20 protein-coding genes are annotated in these 20,884 nt (G+C 56.3%); 12 read left to right on the forward strand and 8 right to left on the reverse strand.

Annotated elements, in window-relative coordinates; translation table 11 throughout:
- Positions 1–72 precede the first annotated feature (72 nt).
- The 3 genes from rsmF to yebS form a co-directional block, all read right to left on the reverse strand.
- Positions 73–1,512, reverse strand: a complete 1,440-nt coding sequence (gene rsmF / locus RTM13_RS00755; RefSeq protein WP_312209344.1) for a 16S rRNA (cytosine(1407)-C(5))-methyltransferase RsmF — start codon at positions 1,510–1,512, stop codon at positions 73–75.
- Between the two features lie 82 nt (positions 1,513–1,594).
- Positions 1,595–4,231, reverse strand: coding sequence for an MlaD family protein (locus tag RTM13_RS00760; protein WP_312209345.1), 2,637 nt, complete (start codon positions 4,229–4,231; stop codon positions 1,595–1,597).
- Positions 4,200–5,483, reverse strand: coding sequence for a membrane integrity lipid transport subunit YebS (gene yebS / locus RTM13_RS00765; RefSeq protein ID WP_312209346.1), 1,284 nt, complete (start codon positions 5,481–5,483; stop codon positions 4,200–4,202). Before yebS ends, RTM13_RS00760 begins: the two co-directional genes overlap by 32 nt.
- Positions 5,484–5,614: 131 nt before the next feature.
- Between yebS and RTM13_RS00770 the strand changes: the two genes are divergently transcribed.
- From RTM13_RS00770 to htpX, 4 genes are all read left to right on the forward strand, one after another.
- Positions 5,615–6,112, forward strand: coding sequence for a GAF domain-containing protein (locus RTM13_RS00770; RefSeq protein ID WP_312209347.1), 498 nt, complete (start codon positions 5,615–5,617; stop codon positions 6,110–6,112).
- A 97-nt stretch (positions 6,113–6,209) separates the two neighbouring features.
- Entirely contained in the window at positions 6,210–6,902 is a 693-nt protein-coding gene (gene proQ, locus RTM13_RS00775; RefSeq protein ID WP_042391318.1) for an RNA chaperone ProQ, read from the forward strand.
- A gap of 19 nt (positions 6,903–6,921) precedes the next feature.
- The gene (gene prc / locus RTM13_RS00780; protein WP_312209348.1) at positions 6,922–8,970 is read left to right on the forward strand and encodes a carboxy terminal-processing peptidase; all 2,049 of its coding nucleotides are present in this window, start codon (positions 6,922–6,924) and stop codon (positions 8,968–8,970) included.
- Between the two features lie 193 nt (positions 8,971–9,163).
- Positions 9,164–10,045 carry a protease HtpX gene (gene htpX / locus RTM13_RS00785; RefSeq protein WP_312209350.1) on the forward strand — a complete coding sequence of 294 codons (882 nt, stop codon included), beginning with the start codon at positions 9,164–9,166 and terminating at the stop codon, positions 10,043–10,045.
- Between the two features lie 44 nt (positions 10,046–10,089).
- Here htpX and RTM13_RS00790 read toward each other — a convergent pair whose 3' ends face one another.
- Positions 10,090–11,460, reverse strand: coding sequence for an MFS transporter (locus RTM13_RS00790; protein WP_312209351.1), 1,371 nt, complete (start codon positions 11,458–11,460; stop codon positions 10,090–10,092).
- A 177-nt stretch (positions 11,461–11,637) separates the two neighbouring features.
- Between RTM13_RS00790 and kdgR the strand changes: the two genes are divergently transcribed.
- The 8 genes from kdgR (at position 11,638) to rlmA (ending at position 17,736) form a co-directional block, all read left to right on the forward strand.
- On the forward strand, positions 11,638–12,429 hold the full coding sequence (gene kdgR, locus RTM13_RS00795) for a DNA-binding transcriptional regulator KdgR (protein ID WP_312209352.1): 792 nt from the start codon (positions 11,638–11,640) through the stop codon (positions 12,427–12,429).
- Between the two features lie 145 nt (positions 12,430–12,574).
- Positions 12,575–12,718 (forward strand): PhoP/PhoQ regulator MgrB, encoded by a 144-nt coding sequence (gene mgrB / locus RTM13_RS00800; RefSeq protein WP_042391312.1) that lies wholly within the window; start codon positions 12,575–12,577, stop codon positions 12,716–12,718.
- Between the two features lie 74 nt (positions 12,719–12,792).
- Positions 12,793–13,083 (forward strand): YebO family protein, encoded by a 291-nt coding sequence (locus tag RTM13_RS00805; RefSeq protein ID WP_312209354.1) that lies wholly within the window; start codon positions 12,793–12,795, stop codon positions 13,081–13,083.
- A 24-nt stretch (positions 13,084–13,107) separates the two neighbouring features.
- Complete coding sequence (locus RTM13_RS00810; protein WP_312209355.1) at positions 13,108–14,124, forward strand: MBL fold metallo-hydrolase; 1,017 nt, start codon at positions 13,108–13,110, stop codon at positions 14,122–14,124.
- Positions 14,125–14,539: 415 nt separating this feature from the next.
- On the forward strand, positions 14,540–14,683 hold the full coding sequence (locus tag RTM13_RS20190) for a DUF2627 domain-containing protein (RefSeq protein ID WP_141092923.1): 144 nt from the start codon (positions 14,540–14,542) through the stop codon (positions 14,681–14,683).
- A gap of 12 nt (positions 14,684–14,695) precedes the next feature.
- A complete protein-coding gene (cspE, locus tag RTM13_RS00820; RefSeq protein WP_001062678.1) occupies positions 14,696–14,905 on the forward strand; it encodes a transcription antiterminator/RNA stability regulator CspE in 210 nt (69 codons plus the stop codon).
- Between the two features lie 213 nt (positions 14,906–15,118).
- A complete protein-coding gene (gene ftsI, locus RTM13_RS00825) occupies positions 15,119–16,858 on the forward strand; it encodes a peptidoglycan glycosyltransferase FtsI (RefSeq protein WP_312209356.1) in 1,740 nt (579 codons plus the stop codon).
- Between the two features lie 62 nt (positions 16,859–16,920).
- Complete coding sequence (gene rlmA, locus RTM13_RS00830) at positions 16,921–17,736, forward strand: 23S rRNA (guanine(745)-N(1))-methyltransferase (protein WP_312209357.1); 816 nt, start codon at positions 16,921–16,923, stop codon at positions 17,734–17,736.
- On the opposite strand, the gene mntP is transcribed toward rlmA, so the two are convergent.
- The 4 genes from mntP to RTM13_RS00850 all read right to left on the reverse strand — a co-directional run bounded on the left by mntP (position 17,733) and on the right by RTM13_RS00850 (position 20,863).
- Positions 17,733–18,299, reverse strand: a complete 567-nt coding sequence (mntP, locus tag RTM13_RS00835) for a manganese efflux pump MntP (RefSeq protein ID WP_312209358.1) — start codon at positions 18,297–18,299, stop codon at positions 17,733–17,735. The genes rlmA and mntP overlap by 4 nt on opposite strands.
- 386 nt (positions 18,300–18,685) lie before the next feature.
- The gene (locus RTM13_RS00840; RefSeq protein WP_312209360.1) at positions 18,686–19,144 is read right to left on the reverse strand and encodes a DUF986 family protein; all 459 of its coding nucleotides are present in this window, start codon (positions 19,142–19,144) and stop codon (positions 18,686–18,688) included.
- 54 nt (positions 19,145–19,198) lie between these two features.
- Positions 19,199–20,050, reverse strand: a complete 852-nt coding sequence (locus RTM13_RS00845) for a PTS mannose transporter subunit IID (protein WP_312209361.1) — start codon at positions 20,048–20,050, stop codon at positions 19,199–19,201.
- A gap of 12 nt (positions 20,051–20,062) precedes the next feature.
- Entirely contained in the window at positions 20,063–20,863 is an 801-nt protein-coding gene (locus RTM13_RS00850) for a PTS mannose/fructose/sorbose transporter subunit IIC (protein WP_103819389.1), read from the reverse strand.
- Positions 20,864–20,884: the final 21 nt, after the last annotated feature.

Raw genomic sequence — 20,884 nt, forward strand, 5'->3', positions numbered from 1 at the left:
AAGTCACCCCATTTTTCAGCCTGGTACAACATGACGTATCCCGCCAGTAAAAAAGTGCTCTTTTTCCCGGATCTACTCTTTGCTGGCAAACAGCCGACCGTCACGAACTAGCTCTCTCGGGTAGCTGTTCTTCAGCCGTGAACCGACTTTTTTTGCCAGTCCAAGCGGCTGCCCCTGAAACGTCACGACCGCTTCGTCATGCTTGACCTGCGTCTGCGGGTAGATATCCCGTCCGCGATACCACTCTTCCGCTTCAGCAGGGGTAAGTTCAAAGGCCAATGGGTTATCGGCGCCAGCAAGGGCAATGACCGCCTCATGCTGCCAGCGGTAGCCTTTATTATGCGTTTCGGCGAGCTTAATGCCGATGCGCGAGAAACGCACCTTGCCTGTAAGCGCTTCGATCTGCTCCGGGAAGAGCCACAGCTCTTTATCACGTTGCCAAAGACGTAACGCGTTGTCCCAGCGCAGTCCTGAAGCCGCAGCGGCCTGGGCTATCTGCGCGCTCTCCCGGCCTTTCACCGGTGAGAAAGGAAATTTGCCCATCTTATAGCCGGGAGCGGGCAGGGGCTCGACAGAGGCGATTTTACGCAGTCGAGCCACGAAGAACCCCTCGCAGTCAAAGATTTGCGGGAATACGTGCAGGAAACCGTCGGCAGTTAGCGCCTGAGAAGCGCCAGCAAACAGCTGTGCCAGCGGCAGAAATTCAACCGCATCGGGATAGCGGGCCTTCAGCCAGTGGCAAATCGCTTCATTCTCGTCCTGGTTAAGCGTGCAGGTAGAGTAGACCAGCGTTCCCCCGGGGCGCAGGGCATGAAAGGCGCTGTCGATCAGCTCCCGCTGAGTGGCGGCGATCTCCAGGTTGCTGGCAACGGACCAGTTTTTCAGGGCATCGGGATCTTTACGCACCACCCCTTCACCGGAGCAGGGGGCGTCCAGCAGAATAGCATCAAAGGTCTCAGGCAGCGCCGCACCAAATACCCGGCCATCAAAGTGGGTCAGGGCAACGTTACTGATCCCGCAGCGACTGATGTTGGCATGCAGCACCTTTACCCGGCTGGCGGAGAACTCGTTGGCGAGGATCGCACCGTCGTTATCCATTCGCGCAGCGATCTGGGTGGTTTTCGAACCGGGAGCGGCGGCAACGTCCATTACCCGCTGGGGCTGGTTGCCGTCGGCGAAGAGCGCGCTGACCGGCAGCATAGAGCTGGCTTCTTGAATGTAGAACAGTCCACTGAGGTGCTCAGCGGTGCTGCCAAGGGGAAGCGCCTCTTCGTTATCACGTTCGATCCAGAAACCTTCCTCGCACCATGGGACGGGCGTCAGCTGCCAATTATAAGGGGCGACCAACTCCAGAAACGCTGCCACGGAAATTTTAAGCGTGTTAACCCGGATGCTGCGGCGCAGCGGACGCTGACAGGCGGCAATAAAGTCATCGAAGGAGAGATGGGCTGGCATGGCCAGACGCATTTGCGCAAGAAATTCTTCAGGAAGATAGACAGCGTTGTGAGCCACGAATTACACCACCAGCAATAAATCAGGGGGCGCAGTGTAGCATAAAACGCTCCGGCGCAGCAGGCGCGCCGGAGCAGGGTGCTTAGCGCGGCAGGGCTGTGCCCCACGAGCGCCACTCTTTCGGCTCGCTATCCTGGAGCAGGAAGTGTTTGCCGGTTTGCGCCTTCGGTGCCAGCGGGATCCCCGGCGGTGTGGCAAATGCAATGCCGCCGCGAATGAACTGGTTAAAGGTGCCGGTTTTCACGACGCCGCCTACCAGGCCGAAGTCCAGTGAGTAGCCGGAAGCCAGCCAGAACACCGAGTTATTGCGTACCAGGTGCTGGAAGCGCTTGCTGATGCGCAGGCCAACCATCACCCGATCCGAGAGCGATCCCAGAGTCAGACCGGTCACCGTACCCACCTCAATGCCGCGGAACAGCACCGGCGTACCGATGTTCAGCCCGCCTGCCTCAGGGGCTTCAACCACAATGCTCAGGCCGTCAACGTAGCGCGAGTCGGCAATGGTGGCCTCCTGTAGCTCAAACTCCCGGCGAACGTCGCCACCCCGGCCAGGCTCGACGTTGATATAGGGCTGCAAAATAGTGTCCAGATGCTCAACCCCGGCTGCTGAGATTTGTGGGGTAATCACTGAAAACCGCGTACCGCTGCGGGCAAATTTTTTCACATACTCTGGATAGAGCACGGCGGTGGCCTGCACCTCGTTACGCTCGGTAATCAGCTCCAGATCCTGCACCTGGCCAATATCAATACCTAAATATTTGATCGGCATCCCAGGGGCAAGCTTACCCGCATCAAAGGCGTGAAGCTTAATCTGACCACCTACGGCGCGGGCCGCAGTCTCTGACGGAAAGAGGATCCGCTTGTCGCCCTTGCGGATCGAGGCGTTGGCACCGGTAAGGTTATCAAAGCTCACCGCACCCTTGATGGCTCTGGCGAGCGGTGCGGCCTGCACCGTCAGCCCGCTGCCGTTGAGCTGCACTTTCGCGCCGCCTTCGGCCCAGAAGACGCTGTTAGCGGTCAGCAGAGATTGATACTCCGGCTTAACGTGCAGCTGAATATCAAACGCGTTAGCGCGCGGACGGACGTTGATCACTTCGCCCACCTCAAACTTACGATAGAGCACCACCGAACCGGCCTGTACATCTGGCAGCTTCTCGGCGGTCAGCGTCAGGGTGGTGGTGGGCAGATCGCTGAGGCTATTCTCTATCGCCTTATCAAGGTTAGCGAACAGCGGATAGGTGGATTTTATTTCACCTTTGCTTCCCGGCAGGATGCGGATCCCGCCGCTGATCCACTCGTTGGCGCTGGCGGCAAGGAATTCAACGCCGTCCAGGCCGACTTTAACGTCTACCCGGCTGTTTACCACAAACTTGCTGTCGCCCTGCACCAGCTCGCGATACTGAGGATCGATAGCGACGGCAAAAGAGACGCCTTTCGCGGTGAGATCCCGCTCCAGCACCTGACCTATCTGCACACCATGCAGGACAATGGGCTGACCGGCGTCGATGCCGTAGCTCTCCGGCGCGGTCAGGGTTAGGGTAACAACGCCAGGCTCTTGCAGCAGGGTCTTATCTGCCGGCAGCACCACAAAGTTATCCCGCGGCTCGCCTTCTCCCGGCACCAGTTCAAGCGTGGTACCGGTGAGCAGCGAACTGACGCTGGCGTTGTTCAGGGAGAGTTTCGGGTTACGCATCTCAATGCGGGTATTGGTGCGCAGCAGATTGACGACGCTCGGGTCAACGGTCATCTCCCCACTTACCGCGCCGCCGGGGTTGAGATCGAGCTTCGTTAGCTCGCCTACCTCCAGCCCCTGATACATCAGTGCGGTAGAGCCAGCTTTCAGCCCCTCGCCACCGGGCAGGGCCAGCTTCACGATCACCCCGCGCTGGCTGTGAGCCAGGTCTTTATAGAGGCCGAACTCATCATCGCTCTCTGCTGGTTTCGATGATTCCGGAGAGTCAAAGGCGATCGCCCCGTTAACCAGCGACGCGACGCTCTCCAGCTCTATTTTCGCCCCGCTCAGGCCGACGTCCGCCTTCACGCCGGAGACGTTCCAGAAGCGGCTGCCTTTTTTCACCAGGCTGGTGAAGCGGCGCTCGATCAGCACGTCGATAGTGACGCCCTGTTTGTTAGCATTGATGGAGTAGTCATAGACGCGCCCGACGGGAATTTTACGGAAGTAGACCAGCGAGCCGCTGCTCAGCGATCCGAGATCCGGAGCGTGGAGATGGATCATCAGCTCGCCGTTGCTAAGACGATACTTCGGCTGGGTATCGAGAGCCGTAAAGTGATCCTGTGGCTCGCCTTTGCCGGGCATCATGCCGATGTAGTTCCCGCCGACCAGCGCATCTAGCCCGGAGATCCCCGCCAGCGATGCTTTGGGGGTCACCAGCCAGAACTGGGTATCGTTGCGCAGGGCGTCCTTCATATCCGCTTTGATGCTGGCCTTCACCTCAATTTTATTGAGATTTTCGCTCAGGCGGATGTCCTGCACGGTGCCCACCTCAACGCCCTGGTAGCGCACCGGCGTACGCCCGGCTACGATACCGTCAGCCGAGACGAAATCGATGGTAATGGTATTACCGCGATCCTCATAGCTGGTCCACAGTAGCCAGCCAGCAATCATTAATGCGATAACAGGTAGCAGCCAGAAAGGCGAAATTCGACGTTTTGTTTTAATGCGCGCTTCAGTCGGCGAAGCGGGGGTTTCCTGACTCATGTGCATCCCAAAGTAAGCGGCTGTCCAGCCATTCCACAGCAAGAATAGTCAAAATTACCGCTGCGCCGAAATAAAACGCAGCGGGACCCATAGTAAACGCGAGAAGCTGATCGCGGTTAATGAGTGACATCGTTATTGAAATCACAAACAGATCGAGCATCGACCAGCGGCCAATCCATGTCACAAAACGCAACAGCAGCAGACGAGTGCGCAACCCCTGTTCACATTTAAAATGGATGCTAACCAGCAGTGTAAACAGGACGATGACTTTGGTAAACGGCACCAGAATACTGGCGATGAAAACAATGCCCGCAACGGCAATGTTACTGCTCGCCAGCGACATAATTCCGGACATGATGGTGTCCGCCTGCCGAGAGCCGTTAACATAGATCACCGAGATAGGCAGCAGGTTAGCGGGCAGGAGAAACACCAGCGAGGCGATCAGCGCCGCCCAGCACTTCTGGATGCTATGCCGTCTGCGGTGGCGCAGCGGAATATGGCAGCGCGGACAGCGTCCGCGCGGATCCGGCAGGCCGGTAAAGTGGCATCCGAGGCAGACGCGCAGGTTTTCATGCGGACGGGTGGCCGGGCGCTGAGGGTAAAATCGCTCCCACAGCTGCTCAATATTGAGATGGATTAGGGTCAGAATGCTCAGGATCACCAGCGCGACGAAGGCCAGCAGTCCAACCCCCGGCTGCAGATACGCATAGTCCTGAACCTTAATAGAGGCGACGCCGATGCCGATCAGGTAGATATCCAGCATCACCCACTCCTTGAGCCTCTCCAGCATCAGCAGCACCGGACGCAGGTTCATCCCCAGCCGGTTGCCAAACCAGAGATAAGCAATGGCCGCCACCAGCACCAGCGGTGCGCCGACGGTACAGAACAGCACCATGGCGGCGGTGAGCGGATTGCCCTGCGAGGACATCTGCCAGATCCCCATCAGCAGGTTGGCATCAATGCGCACCCCCAGCAGGTAAAGGTGCAGCAGCGGCTCCCCCCAGGCAAAGGGCATCAGCATCAGCATGGTGATGGCCATCGCCCCCAGCCGGGTGAGCGACCAGTCCCGGCCGTCGCGGATCTTCGCATCACAGCGCGGACAATAAGCACTTTCGTGTGATTTCATCACCGGCAGCGCAAAAAGCGTATCGCACTGTGGGCAGCGCTGATAATGTGCACGTGGCAGAGGGTCGCCAATAGCACGAATTGCCATTTTCCTGTCGGTGACTAACTTTGGAGTTTTCAGCGCCATGACGTATTTTGATATAGGTTCGAATTAATCTATCTTAACTCATGAATGGATTATCTTGAGCATGAAGGCATTTAATGCTTATTTTAATAGGCTAGGCTACCTTTTTTTGTAAGACAACAAGTGATTGAATAATGAACAAAAGTGAATTTTACGCGGAGTTGAACCGCGATTTTCAGGCATTGATGGCAGGTGAAACCAGTTTTTTAGCGACGCTCGCCAATACCAGCGCGCTGCTGTTTGAACGCCTTGAGGGCGTAAACTGGGCAGGATTTTACCTGCTGGAGGGCGACACGCTGGTGCTGGGCCCGTTCCAGGGCAGGATTGCCTGCGTGCGCATTCCGGTAGGCCGCGGCGTTTGCGGTACGGCGGTGGCGCAAAATAGCGTCCAGCGCGTAGAAGATGTCCATGCCTTTGACGGGCATATCGCCTGCGACGCCGCCAGCAACGCAGAAATCGTTCTGCCGCTGGTGGTGAAAGGCGAAATTATTGGCGTGCTGGACATCGACAGCACGGTATTTTCTCGCTTCACACCTGAGGATGAGCAGGGGCTGCGCGAGCTGGTTTCGCACCTTGAACGCCTGCTGGAAGCGACCGATTATCAAAAATTCTTTGCGGGCGACGCAGTATAATCAACGGATAACGTAGCATTTACTGATGGGGTCATTATAATGACGCCTGTTCATGCCTGCGGCTTGTTGGCAACGTCCGTTGTAATCAGGAAATTTCATGGAAAATCAACCTAAGTTGAATAGCAGTAAAGAAGTTATCGCCTTTCTGGCCGAACGTTTTCCTCACTGTTTCAGTGCAGAAGGTGAAGCGCGCCCCCTGAAAATTGGTATTTTTCAGGATCTGGTCGAGCGCGTTGAAGGAGAGATGAGCCTCAGCAAAACTCAGCTTCGTTCTGCGCTGCGTCTTTACACCTCTAGCTGGCGCTACCTGTATGGGATCAAAGCCGGTGCGACCCGCGTCGATCTCGACGGTAATCCGAGCGGCGTACTGGACGAGCAGCATGTTGAACATGCGCGTAAGCAGCTGGAAGAGGCGAAAGCCCGCGTCCAGGCCCAGCGTGCTGAGCAGCAGGCTAAAAAGCGCGAAGCTGCTGCCGCTGCCGGTGAGCAGGAAGATGCGCCTCGCCGCGAGCGTAAACCGCGTCCTGCGCCGCGCCGTAAAGAGGGCAACGAGCAGCGTAAACCACGCGCCGACAAACCTGCCGCGAAACCTCAGCGCGCACCGCGTGAAGAGCCACAGCATACGCCAGTATCCGATATTACTGCGCTCAATGTGGGTCAAAACCTTAAGGTGAAAGCGGGCAATAACGCAATGGACGCCACTGTACTGGAGATCACCAAAGACGGTGTTCGTGTACAGCTGACCTCAGGCATGTCGATGATTGTACGCGCAGAACACCTGTTGTTCTGAAACGGAGGCCAAGCCTGGCATGAACACTTTGTTTAAGCGCACCGCGTTGGCTGGCCTGTTCCTGATTGCAGGGCAGGCCTTTGCCGTTGAAGATATTACGCGTGCCGATCAGATCCCGGTGCTAAAGGAAGAGACCCAGCATGCAACGGTCAGTGAGCGCGTAACATCGCGCTTCACTCGTTCCCACTATCGCCAGTTCGATCTCGATCAGGCGTTTTCGGGCAAGATTTTCGATCGCTACCTGAATTTGCTGGACTACAGCCATAACGTGCTGCTGGCTAGCGACGTTGAGAAGTTTATGCCGAAGCGGAGCGTGCTCGGCGATGAGCTACGCACTGGCAAACTCGACGTCTTTTACGAGCTTTACAACCTGGCACAGAAGCGCCGGTTTGAACGCTATCAATATGCGCTAAAGGTGCTTGAGCGGCCGATGGATTTCACCGGCAACGACACCTTTAATGCCGACCGCAGCAAAGCGCCGTGGCCGAAAGACGACGCGGAGATGAACGCCCAGTGGGATGCGAAGGTGAAGTTCGATGAGCTGAGCCTGAAGCTGACCGGTAAGGACGAGAAAGAGATCCGCGAGACGCTGACCCGCCGCTATAAGTTTGCTATTCGGCGTCTGGCGCAAACCAACAGTGAAGATGTCTTCTCTCTGGCGATGACCGCCTTTGCCCACGAGATTGACCCGCACACCAACTACCTGTCGCCACGTAATACTGAACAGTTCAATACCGAGATGAGCCTCTCGCTTGAGGGGATCGGCGCGGTGCTGCAGATGGACGATGACTACACCGTCATCAACTCTATGGTGGCGGGCGGTCCGGCAGCGAAGAGCAAAGCGATAAGCGTTGGTGACCGTATCGTTGGCGTCGGTCAGCCGGGTCAAAATATGGTGGACGTGATCGGCTGGCGTCTTGACGACGTCGTGGCCCTGATTAAAGGTCCGAAGGGAAGCAAGGTGCGCCTTGAGATCCTGCCGGCCGGTAAAGGGACCAAGACCCGCATCCTGACCCTGACCCGTGAGCGGATCCGCCTTGAAGATCGCGCCGTGAAGATGACGGTGAAGACCGTCGGTAAAGAGAAGGTGGGCGTGCTGGATATTCCAGGTTTCTACGTGGGCCTGACGGATGACGTCAAGGTGCAGCTGCAGAAGCTCGAAAAACAGAACGTCAGCAGCGTGATCATCGATCTGCGTACCAACGGCGGCGGGGCGCTAACCGAAGCGGTCTCGCTCTCTGGCCTGTTTATTCCGTCCGGTCCGGTGGTGCAGGTGCGTGATAACAACGGCAAGGTGCGCGAAGACAGCGATACCGACGGCGTCGTCTACTACAAAGGCCCGCTGGTAGTGCTGGTTGACCGCTTCAGCGCCTCGGCCTCAGAGATCTTCGCTGCCGCCATGCAGGACTATGGCCGGGCACTGATTGTCGGTGAGCCGACCTTCGGTAAAGGCACGGTGCAGCAGTATCGTTCCCTGAACCGCATCTACGATCAGATGCTGCGTCCGGAGTGGCCGGCGCTGGGATCGGTGCAGTACACCATTCAAAAATTCTACCGCGTTAACGGCGGCAGCACGCAGCGTAAGGGCGTAACGCCGGATATCATCATGCCGACCGGCAATGAAGAGACCGAAACCGGTGAGAAGTTTGAAGATAACGCGCTGCCGTGGGATAGCATTAATGCCGCGACCTTCGTGAAGTCGGGCGATCTGACGCCGCTTGGGCCGCAGCTGCTCAAGGAGCATGACGATCGTATCGCCAAAGATCCGGAGTTCCAGTATATCCTGAAGGACATTGCACGTTTTAATGCTCTGAAGGATAAGCGGAATCAGATCTCGCTCAATCTTGCCCAGCGTGAGAAAGAGAACGCCGAAGATGATGCGATTCGCCTGGCGCGCCTGAACGATCGCTTTAAACGCGAAGGTAAGCCGGAGCTGAAGAAGCTGGACGATCTGCCGAAGGATTATCAGGAGCCGGATCCCTATCTTGATGAGACGGTGCATATCGCCCTTGACCTGGCGCATATCGAGAAAGATAGCCCGCCAGCGCAGCCCGCTAAGGCACAGTAAACCCCAACAGGCACAAGAGATTGTGCCTGTTTTTTTTAACAAGCGTATCGCGGCGTAAGCCTGCCGCGTCAGAATGTAAAGTTGTGTCTTTCTGGTAACTTACGCGCGGTTTATGCTTGAAAATAGTCAATATACCCATACGATGTGGGTAGTCGCATAGTGCGTTTTGTTAAGTTGAGGTTAAAAGAAAATTATGATGCGGATCGCGCTCTTCCTGTTAACGAACCTGGCTGTCATGCTGGTCTTCGGGCTGGTGCTCAGCCTGACGGGTATTCAGTCGAGCAGCGTTCAGGGCTTGCTGATCATGGCGCTGCTGTTTGGTTTTGGCGGCTCGTTCGTTTCACTGTTGATGTCGAAATGGATGGCGCTGAAGTCGGTTGGGGGGGAAGTCATTGAGCAGCCGCGCAACGATATGGAGCGCTGGCTGATGAATACCGTGGCGCAGCAGTCGCAGCAGGCGGGCATCGCGATGCCGCAGGTTGCTATCTATCACGCCCCGGATATTAACGCCTTCGCCACCGGCGCACGACGTGATGCGTCGCTGGTTGCAGTCAGTACCGGCCTGTTACAGAACATGAGTCGTGACGAAGCCGAGGCGGTTATTGCTCACGAGATCAGCCACATCGCGAACGGTGACATGGTGACCATGACCCTGATCCAGGGCGTAGTGAACACCTTTGTTATCTTTATCTCGCGTATTCTGGCGCAGATCGCCGCTGGCTTTATGGGCGGTAACCGTGACGAGGGTGAAGAGAGTAACGGCAATCCGCTGATCTACTTTGCCGTGTCGATGGTGCTGGAGCTGGTGTTTGGTATTCTGGCAAGCATCATTACTATGTGGTTCTCTCGCCACCGCGAGTTCCATGCCGATGCCGGTTCAGCGAAGCTGGTGGGTCGTGAGAAGATGATTGCTGCCCTGCAGCGTCTGAAAACCAGCTACGAGCCGCAGGAAGCCAGCAGCATGATGGCCTTCTGCATCAATGGGAAATCTAAATCCCTGAGCGAGCTGTTTATGAGCCACCCGCCGCTGGATAAGCGTATCGAAGCCCTGCGCAGCGGTGAGTATCTCAAGTAACACAGATAGTTGTAATGAAAAGCGCGTCATTTGACGCGCTTTTTTTATGCCTGCGGTTTTTGCGTCATCCGCAGACCGCTGACGGCAGCGGCGATGGCGGCCAGCACGGCGGCGAAGAGCAGCGCAACGTGCGTCGCATGGTCGGTGAAAAGGTTAAACATCAGCGCCACCAGCGCGGCCCCGATGCTCTGCCCAAGCAGGCGCGCGGTGCCCAGCATGCCGCTGGCGCCGCCGCTGCGCTGCCGGGGCGCGGCGGTGATAATGGTATGGTTATTAGGTGACTGGAATAGCCCGAAGCCCGCGCCGCAGAGCATCATCCGCCAGATGATATCGATATCCGACGGCGCGGCAGGCAGAAGCGCCAGCGCCAGTAGCCCAGCGGCCATGACCGCCAATCCCACCGCACCCAGCAGACCAGCATGAACCCGCTCAATCAGATATCCCGCCAGCGGGGCCATCACCATCGTCGCCAGCGGCCATGGCGTCAACAGTAGCCCGGTCTCAACTTCACTGCGCCCCAGCACGCTTTGCATAAAGAAGGGCAGGGAGACCAGGGCGAGCATCTGAGCGCAGAACGAGCAGATCGAGGTGCAGATAGAGAGCGAAAACAGCGGGATGCGCAGCAGATCCACCGGCAGCAGCGGCACGGGCAGCCCAAGCTGGCGGCGAATAAAGAAGTACCCAATGACCAGCATGGCCACTACTTCAGCAGCAATAAGCGTCAGGGACTGCCCCTGCGCAAAACCTCCCAGCGCAAGGATCAGCAGGCCAAAGGTGAGGGCGTTCATTACCGCACTCGGCAGATCGAAGCGCGTTGTGCTGCGACGCGGTGGATTAGCGGGCAGATAGCGCATTGCTAACAGCAAGGAGACGATCCCCAGCGGCACGTTAATCAAAAACAGCCACTGCCACGATCCTACAGCGAGAATTGCCGCGGCGATGGTGGGGCCCGCCGCCGAGGAGACCGCCACGACAAAGGAGTTGATGCCCATCCCCCGGCCCAGGCTGCGCTGGGGATAGATGAGCCGAATCAGCGCCGTATTGACGCTCATCAGCGCCGCGCCGCCAAAACCCTGCGCGATACGGGCGAGGGTCAACATGGTGAGCGAGTCGGAGAGGGCGCAGAGAAACGAGGTGACGGTAAAGAACGCGAGCCCACACTGATAAACCCGCCGATAGCCAAACATATCCCCCAGAAAGGCAAAAGAGAGCAGGGAGATCACAATCGCAATTTGGTAGGCGTTAACTACCCAAATCGAGCTGGCCGGGGAGACCTGTAGATCGCTGGCGATTGTCGGCAACGCCACGTTAGTAATGACGCCGTCAAGCACCGCCATGGCAATACCGATGATGATGGTCAGTATCGCCCCGTAGCGCTGCGGTATCGGCAGGCCTTCTGTAAAAGATTTATCCATGAGAATTATATGATTAAGCTGAAATTATTATCGTGAGAACGATTTTACCAGCCTGGCGGCCTTTTTATATCGCAGATTTGTAACGAAGTTAACAAACTGGCATTGCGGGCGACCCGCGACGAAATTATAATAAAAACCTATTCTAAATTTTATAAAACACTCGCGATGAGGTGATTAATGGCAATCGCAGATTTGGACAAGCAGCCAGATTCTGTCTCTTCAGTATTGAAGGTCTTTGGCATTCTGCAGGCGCTCGGGGAAGAGCGGGAAATTGGCATTACTGAACTGTCGCAGCGTGTAATGATGTCAAAAAGCACCGTCTACCGCTTTTTGCAGACCATGAAATCCCTTGGCTACGTTGCCCAGGAGGGGGAGTCAGAGAAGTACTCCCTGACGCTTAAGCTGTTTGAGCTTGGCGCACGTGCACTGCAAAACGTTGATTTGATTCGCAGCGCCGATATCCAGATGCGTGAGCTGTCGCGCCTGACCAAGGAGACGGTGCACCTCGGGGCGCTGGATGAGGACAGTATTGTCTATATCCATAAAATCGACTCCATGTACAACCTGCGTATGTACTCCCGTATCGGCCGCCGCAACCCACTCTACAGCACCGCCATTGGTAAAGTGCTGTTGGCCTGGCGCGATCGTGAAGAGGTTAAGCAGATCCTCGAAGGCGTTGAGTACAAACGCAGCACCGATCGCACCATCACCACCACCGACGAACTGCTGCCGGTGCTGGATACCGTCTGCAAACAGGGCTACGGGGAAGATAACGAAGAGCAGGAAGAGGGGCTGCGCTGCATCGGCGTGCCGGTCTTTGACCGCTTTGGCGTCGTGATCGCTGGCCTGAGCATCTCCTTCCCGACGCTGCGCTTCTCTGAAGAGCGTCTGCATGAGTATGTGGAGATGCTGCATACCGCAGCGCGTAAGATCTCCGAGCAGATGGGTTATAACGACTACCCGTTCTGATACCAGACGCCGCGCCAGACGCGGCGTTTTCATCTCTGTCATCCTTCACAGCGGTTTCCTCATCGGTCAGATAGCGCTACAGTTAGCTCCGGTTTAACATACCGGGAGTAACCTGTTTGCATAAAACGTTGATTCGGAGAGTAGAGTGAGAAAGTTTCGGTGGCTGCTTGTGATTGCCATCCTGGTAATTTGCCTGATGCTTTGGACCCAGATGCTCAATGTGATGTGCGATCAGGACGTACAGTTCTTCAGTGGTATTTGCGTTATCAATAAATTTATCCCCTGGTAGCGGCATTTTTGTCTCGAATCATTCCCTTCCTTAGTGCCAGTGGTAAGATAGCGCGTCAACATTGAGGTGGTGTAATGAACGAAGTACTGAATTCGGGCGCGTTCAATCTTGCGTCCCTGGTAATCTCCCTGGTGGTGCTGGTCGTTGGACTGGTGCTGTGGTTTTTTGTTAACCGAGCCAGCTCCCGCGCTAACGAGCAGATCGAGCTGCTTGAAGCCCTGCTGGATCAGCAAAAGCGGCAGAACGCGCTGCTGCGTCGCCTTTGTGAAGCTAACGCGCCGGAGAAAGCCGAGCCGGAAGCGAAAGCAGCGGAAAAAGTGCAGACCGACGGCGATGATTTTATCCGCCTGGTGGCTGAGCGCTAAACGTTGTGGAAGAGGTGGTGAGAGATGGCATGGAAAAATCCCTGGTTTAATCCAGCCCTGACTCACCATACGCCCCAGGGGTTTCGTAACCTGACACCCGGCGTGCATCAGCCCGGCGACGTCGAACGCTGGCAAAAAGAGCGACGCGCCGCCGGGCTGCCCCATCCTCCCGAGGGCGGCTATGACCACTTTCTTCAGCAATGGTGGCAGCGAGCCGAAATAAGCGGCAGCGAAGACGGCGTATGGTGGCTGGGCCACGCCAGCATGCTGCTTCGCCTGGACGGCTGCTATATGCTGGCCGATCCGCTCTTTTTTAACCGCGCCTCTCCGGTACGCTTTAGCGGGCCGTTGCGGAAAAGTCCCGCTCCCCTGAGCGTTGACGATCTGCCCGCGCTGGATGCCATTCTCATTTCGCACAACCACTACGACCATCTTGATACGCGCACCATTCGCGCGCTGCTAAAACGTTTCCCATCCATCACGCTGTTTGTTCCGCTGGGGCTGGGCCGCTGGTGCCGCCGACACGGCGTACGCCACGTTGTCGAGCTTGACTGGTGGCAGAGCTTTACCTTTCAGGGCATGACGCTTACCGCTGTCCCCGCCCAACACTGGAGCATGCGTACGCCATGGGACAGGGACCGCTCCCTCTGGTGCGGTTGGGTGGTTGAATCCCGGGCGCACCGATTCTGGTTTGCCGGCGACACCGGTTACACGCCGGATCTGCTGACGATCCCCGAGCGGCTTGGCAGACCCGATGCCGCTGCACTGCCGGTAGGTGCCTATGCTCCACGCTGGTTTATGTCCGTGCATCATATGGATCCGCAGCACGCCGTCTCACTCTGGCAGCAGATTGGGGAGCCGCTGGCTTTTCCCATCCATTGGGGCGTCTTTGAGCTGGCAGATGAAGCGGTAGACGAACCGGCCCGAGAGCTGGCGGCAGTATTAAACGAGACGGCAACCCGGACGGATAACTTTAGGATCCTGAAAATAGGTGAGTATTTATCTTTCGACAGTCAGACTATTAAACAGACGTCGGACTAGCCTGAGTAGGTTATATAAACTATATTATTTTTAGCGAAACGTTTTTATTGCTTTAAATTGATGCATTGTCATTAAACTTTCATTATTTTGGTGCAACAGATGCGCTAATTGCACAACAATTATTCGGCGGTAAACTTTCCCATTTCTGATTGCCACCAAAATGCGATTGCACTCACCCATTCTTATGATTTTTCAGCAAGCTATTGCACAAAAATTGCTAACCACATGCTCTATTTAGCCATTGTAAACTTCTCGCTAGACGCGATAACCTTATTGCGCTAGGTTAGTTGCACACCCGCTGTTCTGATTACCGCTGAATTTGTGCGACAGATCCAGACATGATTAAAAATGGCTTGCCATATTTAACGTTGTATGTGATAACACGGTGTAGGTTAAACGAGGTACAGTTCTGTTTATGTGTGGCATTATCAGTATAGAAGTTCTGAGTAAACACGTTGTCGTTGAATACTGCTTCTCTGCCGAACCTTATTTAGTGCCTCATGCAGTAATGTCTCAGTTTCATCTCGGTCAATGCCTGCGGGCTAAGAAAACACTCTAAGGAATTTTGCAAATGGCAAAGATTAAAGGTCAAGTTAAGTGGTTCAACGAGTCTAAAGGCTTTGGTTTCATTACTCCTGCTGACGGCAGCAAAGACGTGTTCGTACACTTCTCTGCAATCCAGGGTAATGGCTTCAAAACTCTGGCTGAAGGCCAGAACGTTGAGTTCGAAATTCAGGACGGCCAGAAAGGCCCAGCAGCGGTTAACGTTACTGCTATCTGATTTTCCTCCACTGCTTGAGCGCTATCGGCGCATCAATGTCAGCGTAAAAGCCCCGCCACGTGCGGGGCTTTTTAATGCTTATTTTTCAAAATGTTACTGTAGGCCCTCTTATTCGTTTTTTGTTGCAAAGCCATACCGTTATTAGCACACTTTTTTCCCTTTATTCACCTGTATCCTGTCAAATCAGCGGGTTAAACCGTCTCAGGAGCCAAGGTGAAAAACAATCCTCTTTCCAGAAACTATACCCCTCTACGCTTTGCCTTGCTCTGCGTTGCCATTATCTGCGCGCTGGGCCTGCTGCTGGGCAGGACGGCCTGGCTCCAGGTCGTCTCCCCGGAAAAGCTGGTTAAAGAGGAGGATATGCGTTCGATTCGCGAAGAGAAGATCGTGCCGCCACGGGGAATGATTGTCGATCGTAACGGGCTTCCGCTGGCGGTGAGCGTCCCCGTCAGCGCGGTATGGGCCGATCCGAAAGCGATCAACAGCAGCGGCGGAGTGGGGTTCAACTCGCGCTGGCAGGCGCTGGCCAGCGCCCTGAACATGCCGCTAAGCGAGATTGCCGAGCGCATCCGCCATAACCCTAAGTCCCGTTTTATCTACCTTGCCCGCCAGCTTGATCCGCAGCAGGCAAAATGGATTGATAACCTTAATCTGCCGGGCATCAACCTTCAGGAGGAGTCCCGGCGCTTTTACCCCAGCGGGCACGTTGCTGCTAACCTGATTGGCTTTACTAACGTTGACGGGCAGGGGATTGAGGGTATTGAGAAGAGCTTTAACGCTCAGCTTACCGGTAAGCCAGGCCTGCGCCAGGTGCGCAAAGAGCGTCACGGACACGTTATCGAAAATATTACCGAAACGCCTGCCGTACCGGCGCACACGCTGATGCTGAGCATCGACAAACGTCTGCAAACCCTGACCGAAGACGCACTCGATAACGCCGTCAGCTGGAATAAAGCGGAATCCGGCGCAGCCGTGCTGGTGCGTATCCAGACCGGTGAAATTCTGGCGATGGCCAGCTATCCGGACTTCAATCCCAACAACCGCAGCGGTGCCACCCTGAATGATTTCCGCAACCGCGCCATCAGCGACACCTTTGAGCCAGGCTCGACGGTTAAGCCGATGGTGCTGATGGCAGCGCTCAAGGAGGGGATAGTTCAGCCTGACAGCGTGGTGGATACCCATCCCTATACCCTCGACGGCCACCGTATTCGCGACGTGGGATATTATCCGGAGCTGACTCTGACCGGCATCCTGCAAAAATCGAGCGATACCGGGGTATCACGCCTGTCGCTGGCCATGCCGGTTCAGCGCCTGCTGGATACCTACAAAGCGTTCGGCTTTGGCAGCTCGACCGGGTTGGGGTTGACTGGAGAGAGCAGCGGCGTTCTGCCGGTGCGTAAATATTGGGGGCAGCTCGACCGTGCCACCTTCTCGTTTGGCTATGGGTTGATGGTTACCCCGCTGCAACTTGCCCATGTCTACGCCACCATCGGCAGCTATGGCCTGGCGCGCCCGCTCTCGATCACCCGCGTCGATCCGCCCGTCGTAGGCGCGCAGGTGATGCCGCAGGGGATTGTCCATGAGGTGGAGCACATGATGGAGAGCGTGGCCCTGCCGGGCGGCGGAGGAACCAAAGCGGCCGTGCGCGGTTATCGGGTGGCGGTAAAAACCGGCACCGCGAAGAAGATCGACGAGAACGGCAAGTATGTTGATAAATACGTAGCCTACACCGCAGGCGTTGCGCCTGCCAGCCAGCCTAAATATGCCCTGGCGGTGGTGATAAACGATCCGCAAAACGGCGCTTATTATGGCGGGGCGGTATCGGCTCCGGTATTCAGTGAAATTATGGGTAGCGTGCTGCGGGCAAAAAACGTCAGGCCGGACGGCATGGCACCGGATTCGAGCCATCTTGTCGTGCTAAATTCGCCCGGCGGTGCGGATCCGCTGCCTTAAGGCGTTCCCCGCAGCGGCAATTGGCGTTACACTTTCGCCCTTTCTCTCTGCCCGGAGTTGCTATGTCCTTCACCTGTCCGCTATGTCACGCGCCGCTGCTGCGTACCGATAAAACCTTCGTCTGCCCGCAGCGGCATCAGTTTGACATAGCGAAAGAGGGATACGTCAACCTGCTGCCCGTCCAGCATAAGCGTTCACGCGATCCGGGAGACAGTGCGGAGATGATGCAGGCCCGCCGTGCTTTTCTTGATGCCGGGCACTATCTGCCGCTGCGTCAGACGCTGAGTGAGCTGCTGGATGCGCGCCTGCCTGCTAAGGCCGACGCGCTGCTGGATATCGGCTGCGGGGAAGGGTACTACACCCACGCCTTCGCCGATATTGCTCGTCAGCACGGGGCGGAGACCTTTGGCCTGGACGTCTCCAGGGCAGCCGTCCGCGCGGCTGCGAAGCGCTATCCGCAGGTGATGTTCTGCGTCGCCTCGAGCCACCGCCTGCCGTTTGATGCCTCGACGCTGGATGCGGTGGTACGCATCTATGCGCCCTGTAAAGCCGAGGAGCTGGCGCGAGTAGTCAAGCCGGAAGGGTGGGTGATTACCGCTGCGCCGGGGCCACGGCATCTGGTAGAGCTGAAAGGGCTAATCTATGACGAGGTGCAGCTGCACGCTCCGCAGAGTGAACAGCTGGCTGGGTTCACGCTGCGGGATCAGCGCTCGCTGAACTACGGGATGACGTTAAACGGTGCTGAGGCCGTGGCGCTGTTGCAGATGACTCCCTTTGCCTGGCGGGCGAAGCCGCAGGTATGGGAGGCGTTGCAAGAGATGAGGCAGTTTAGCTGCGAGGCGGATTTCAGCATCCAGTGCTGGCAGCGCGACGCTTAAGAGGCGAAGTGACTCCAGAGGAGCTGGATGCCAATACCGATCAGCACCACGCCACCAAGGATCTCGGCCCGTTTGCCCAGCAGCGGGCCGATAAATTTGCCGATCATCATGCCGAGAGTGGACATAATCAGCGTGGTGCAGCCGATGGCCAGCGCGGTGGTGATAATATTGACCTGCAAAAAGGCGAGGCCGACGCCGACAGCCATGGCGTCCAGGCTGGTGGCGATAGCGGTGGTGACCAGCAGCCAGAAGCCGTGACGACGCAGCGGGGCGAGATCTTCATCGGGCTGAGCGCGCACGCCCTCCAGCACCATTCGGCTTCCTAAAAACATCAGCAGTAGAAAGGCAATCCAGTGGTTCCACTCGAGAACAAACTGGCTGGCCAGCATGCCTAAACCCCAGCCGATCAGCGGCGTCAGCGTCTCAATAATGCCGAAAATCAAACCGGTACGCAGGGCATCAGAAAATTTAGGCTTGTGCAGCGTTGCACCTTTGCCAATAGAGACGGCAAAGGCATCCATCGACATGCCAAAAGCGAGCAGGAGGGTGGCGGATAGGTTCATACAAGCGTCCTGACCGGGAAATCCATATGACACATCACTGCCCCCAGTAATCAGCAGTTGATGCGTCTATGGTCTCGCCTGACCGGACAGCCTCTGCTATCTGGTCCGTACGCGCCACGTTTTGCAACGAGTATGTTGACACGTACATTTCCGGGAACGGGAAATTGGCTACTCCCCAACGACGGGCGCAACCTTAACATATTTTGATAAACTAAAACAATAACCGAAGTTCATTATTTCGCTTGCTTATTGATAACGATTTTCATTTGGAGTAAGGAGTAAAAATAACGTTAAAAAAGATGATGACTTGCGCGGGGAATAATATAGCCATGGCTATGTTTCAGGATGTTTGTATATCACAAACATAGTCATGGCTATATTTTAACTTACTGAGTTTTGACCATAATCTTGTAGATTTTTTCCAGATCGTCGATATTTCGTACACGGATCAGCAGACGCCGCTGCTCTAATTGCACCACCAGCACGCCATCTTCCGAGAGCTGCATCGCTCTAATACGCCCATATTCAATCCAGATATTTGCGAAGAAAAAACCATTCTCTTTGAAGATGATTTTTGGGGCGCGGATCCAGAAAAGATATATAACGACCAGCGCCAGCATAGATAATAGCCACGTGGTTAAAATAGCACCATGATGCGTGACGTTATTATAGATAAGGATAGCCAGTAGGCCGGTGAAGATCACGCTGTCGGCGCGGCTACGGCGCAGCAGGGGAGCGGTGAGCAGCGTAGCGCCGTGGCGGCGGGGCATAATAAACTCGTCGTAGATAGCGTAAGCCAGCAGCCCAGCCACGCACAGCACCAGCACGTAATCCGTTAGCGTCATTCATCCTCCAGAAATAAAAACCGGGGGCAGTGCCCCCGGCATCACATCTACCGCTTACAGGCCGAGCAGGCCAACGGCGTAGCCCGCAATACCGATGACGAAGAAGCCAACGATGATCCACAGCGGGTTTACTTTCTTACGCAGCAGCCACATGCAGGCGAAGGTCAGCAGCAGCGGCACCAGGCCCGGCATCAGCTGGTCAAGGATAGTCTGCACGGTGGTGACGTTAGTCTTCCCGGTCTGGTCGGTGATCTCTGACACTACCAGCGGAATATTAACATGCGTCCACTTGTTAACCAGCGCCCCCATGACAAACAGGCCGAGGATAGACGCCCCCTCGGTCAGCTTCTGCAGGAAACCGCCGCCCATATCCTTAACGATATCTACCCCTTTACGGTAGCCATAGGCAACGCCATAGTAGCGGGTTGCCAGACGCACCACGTTGAAGAGGATAAAGAACAGCAGCGGGCCGAGCAGGCTGCCGCTCATGGCGATCCCCGCCCCGAGCGCGGCAAACACCGGGCGCACGGTACCCCAGAAGATCGGGTCGCCGACGCCCGCCAGCGGCCCCATCAGACCTACTTTGATCCCGTTGATGGCACCGTCGTCGATCTCTGCGCCGTTAGCGCGCTGCTCCTCCATCGCCAGGGTGACGCCGAGCACTGGCGCGGCGACGTAGGGGTGGGTGTTAAAGAACTCCAGATGGCGTTTGATCGCCTGGCGACGTGCCTCGTTATTCTCCGGATAGAGGCGTTTGATGGCCGGCACCATTGAAAAGCAGAAGCCCAGCGCCTGCATACGCTCGAAGTTCCATGAACCCTGGAAAAGGTTAGAGCGGATGAACACGCCGCGGATATCACCAGAGGTGAGTTTTTTCTCGGAAGTCGTTTTTGCTATATCAACCATGTCGCTCACCTGTTAATCCAGTTCGTTATCGAGATCGTTAGCACCGGCAGCCTGAGCAGGCGCGCCCGCCGAGCGGTTGTATTTCGGGCTAAGCTGAATATAGAGAATCGCCATCACGGCACCGATCACCCCCAGCGCCACCAGGTTGAAGTTGGTGAAAGCGGCGGTAACGAAGCCCAGATAGAAGAACGGCATCAGGTAGCCAGCGCGCATCATATTAATGACCATCGCATAACCCACTACCACGATCATGCCCCCGGCGATGTTCAAGCCGCTGGTCACCACTTCCGGAATGGCGTTGAGCATTCCCTGAACTTCGCTGGTACCTACGGAGTAGGCCACGATCACCGCCGGGATGGCAATACGCATCGCCTGCAGGAACAGGGAGGAGACGTGGATCCAGGAGAGCGCCGTCAGGTTGCCGTTTTCGGCCGCCTTATCCGCTGCATGCTGGAAGGCTACGGTAATGGTACGAACGATAATGGTCAGCACCTGGCCTGCCGCCGCCAGCGGAATGGCCAGCGCGATACCGGCCCCGATGCTCTGGCCCCCGGCGATAACCAGCACGGTTGAGATGATGGATGCCAGCGCGGCATCGGGCGCTACCGCCGCACCGATGTTCATCCAGCCGAGGGCGATCATCTCAAGCGTACCGCCGATGATGATACCTTTTTGCATATCACCCAGTACGATACCGATTAACGTACAGGCCACCAGCGGACGGTGGAACTGAAATTCATCCAGCACCGACTCCATACCGGCAATACAGGCGACGATGAACACCAGCACAATCTGAAGAGTGGTAATCTCCATTGTACTTCTCCTATAACAATA

This window comes from Pseudescherichia sp. (assembly GCF_031979925.1).
Classification (GTDB): Bacteria; Pseudomonadota; Gammaproteobacteria; order Enterobacterales; family Enterobacteriaceae; genus Pseudescherichia.

Excerpts from the sequence above, each read along its gene's own strand:
- RTM13_RS00810 (WP_312209355.1), top strand. The coding sequence starts at position 13,108 with ATGGCATGGAAAAATCCCTGGTTTAATCCAGCCCTGACTCACCATACG.
- RTM13_RS00760 (WP_312209345.1), bottom strand. The coding sequence starts at position 4,231 with ATGAGTCAGGAAACCCCCGCTTCGCCGACTGAAGCGCGCATTAAAACA.
- prc (WP_312209348.1), top strand. The coding sequence starts at position 6,922 with ATGAACACTTTGTTTAAGCGCACCGCGTTGGCTGGCCTGTTCCTGATT.
- mntP (WP_312209358.1), bottom strand. The coding sequence starts at position 18,299 with ATGAACCTATCCGCCACCCTCCTGCTCGCTTTTGGCATGTCGATGGAT.
- RTM13_RS00770 (WP_312209347.1), top strand. The coding sequence starts at position 5,615 with ATGAACAAAAGTGAATTTTACGCGGAGTTGAACCGCGATTTTCAGGCA.
- yebS (WP_312209346.1), bottom strand. The coding sequence starts at position 5,483 with ATGGCGCTGAAAACTCCAAAGTTAGTCACCGACAGGAAAATGGCAATT.
- RTM13_RS00850 (WP_103819389.1), bottom strand. The coding sequence starts at position 20,863 with ATGGAGATTACCACTCTTCAGATTGTGCTGGTGTTCATCGTCGCCTGT.
- kdgR (WP_312209352.1), top strand. The coding sequence starts at position 11,638 with ATGGCAATCGCAGATTTGGACAAGCAGCCAGATTCTGTCTCTTCAGTA.
- proQ (WP_042391318.1), top strand. The coding sequence starts at position 6,210 with ATGGAAAATCAACCTAAGTTGAATAGCAGTAAAGAAGTTATCGCCTTT.
- RTM13_RS00805 (WP_312209354.1), top strand. The coding sequence starts at position 12,793 with ATGAACGAAGTACTGAATTCGGGCGCGTTCAATCTTGCGTCCCTGGTA.
- rlmA (WP_312209357.1), top strand. The coding sequence starts at position 16,921 with ATGTCCTTCACCTGTCCGCTATGTCACGCGCCGCTGCTGCGTACCGAT.
- RTM13_RS00840 (WP_312209360.1), bottom strand. The coding sequence starts at position 19,144 with ATGACGCTAACGGATTACGTGCTGGTGCTGTGCGTGGCTGGGCTGCTG.
- RTM13_RS00845 (WP_312209361.1), bottom strand. The coding sequence starts at position 20,050 with ATGGTTGATATAGCAAAAACGACTTCCGAGAAAAAACTCACCTCTGGT.
- cspE (WP_001062678.1), top strand. The coding sequence starts at position 14,696 with ATGGCAAAGATTAAAGGTCAAGTTAAGTGGTTCAACGAGTCTAAAGGC.
- RTM13_RS20190 (WP_141092923.1), top strand. The coding sequence starts at position 14,540 with ATGTGTGGCATTATCAGTATAGAAGTTCTGAGTAAACACGTTGTCGTT.
- htpX (WP_312209350.1), top strand. The coding sequence starts at position 9,164 with ATGATGCGGATCGCGCTCTTCCTGTTAACGAACCTGGCTGTCATGCTG.
- RTM13_RS00790 (WP_312209351.1), bottom strand. The coding sequence starts at position 11,460 with ATGGATAAATCTTTTACAGAAGGCCTGCCGATACCGCAGCGCTACGGG.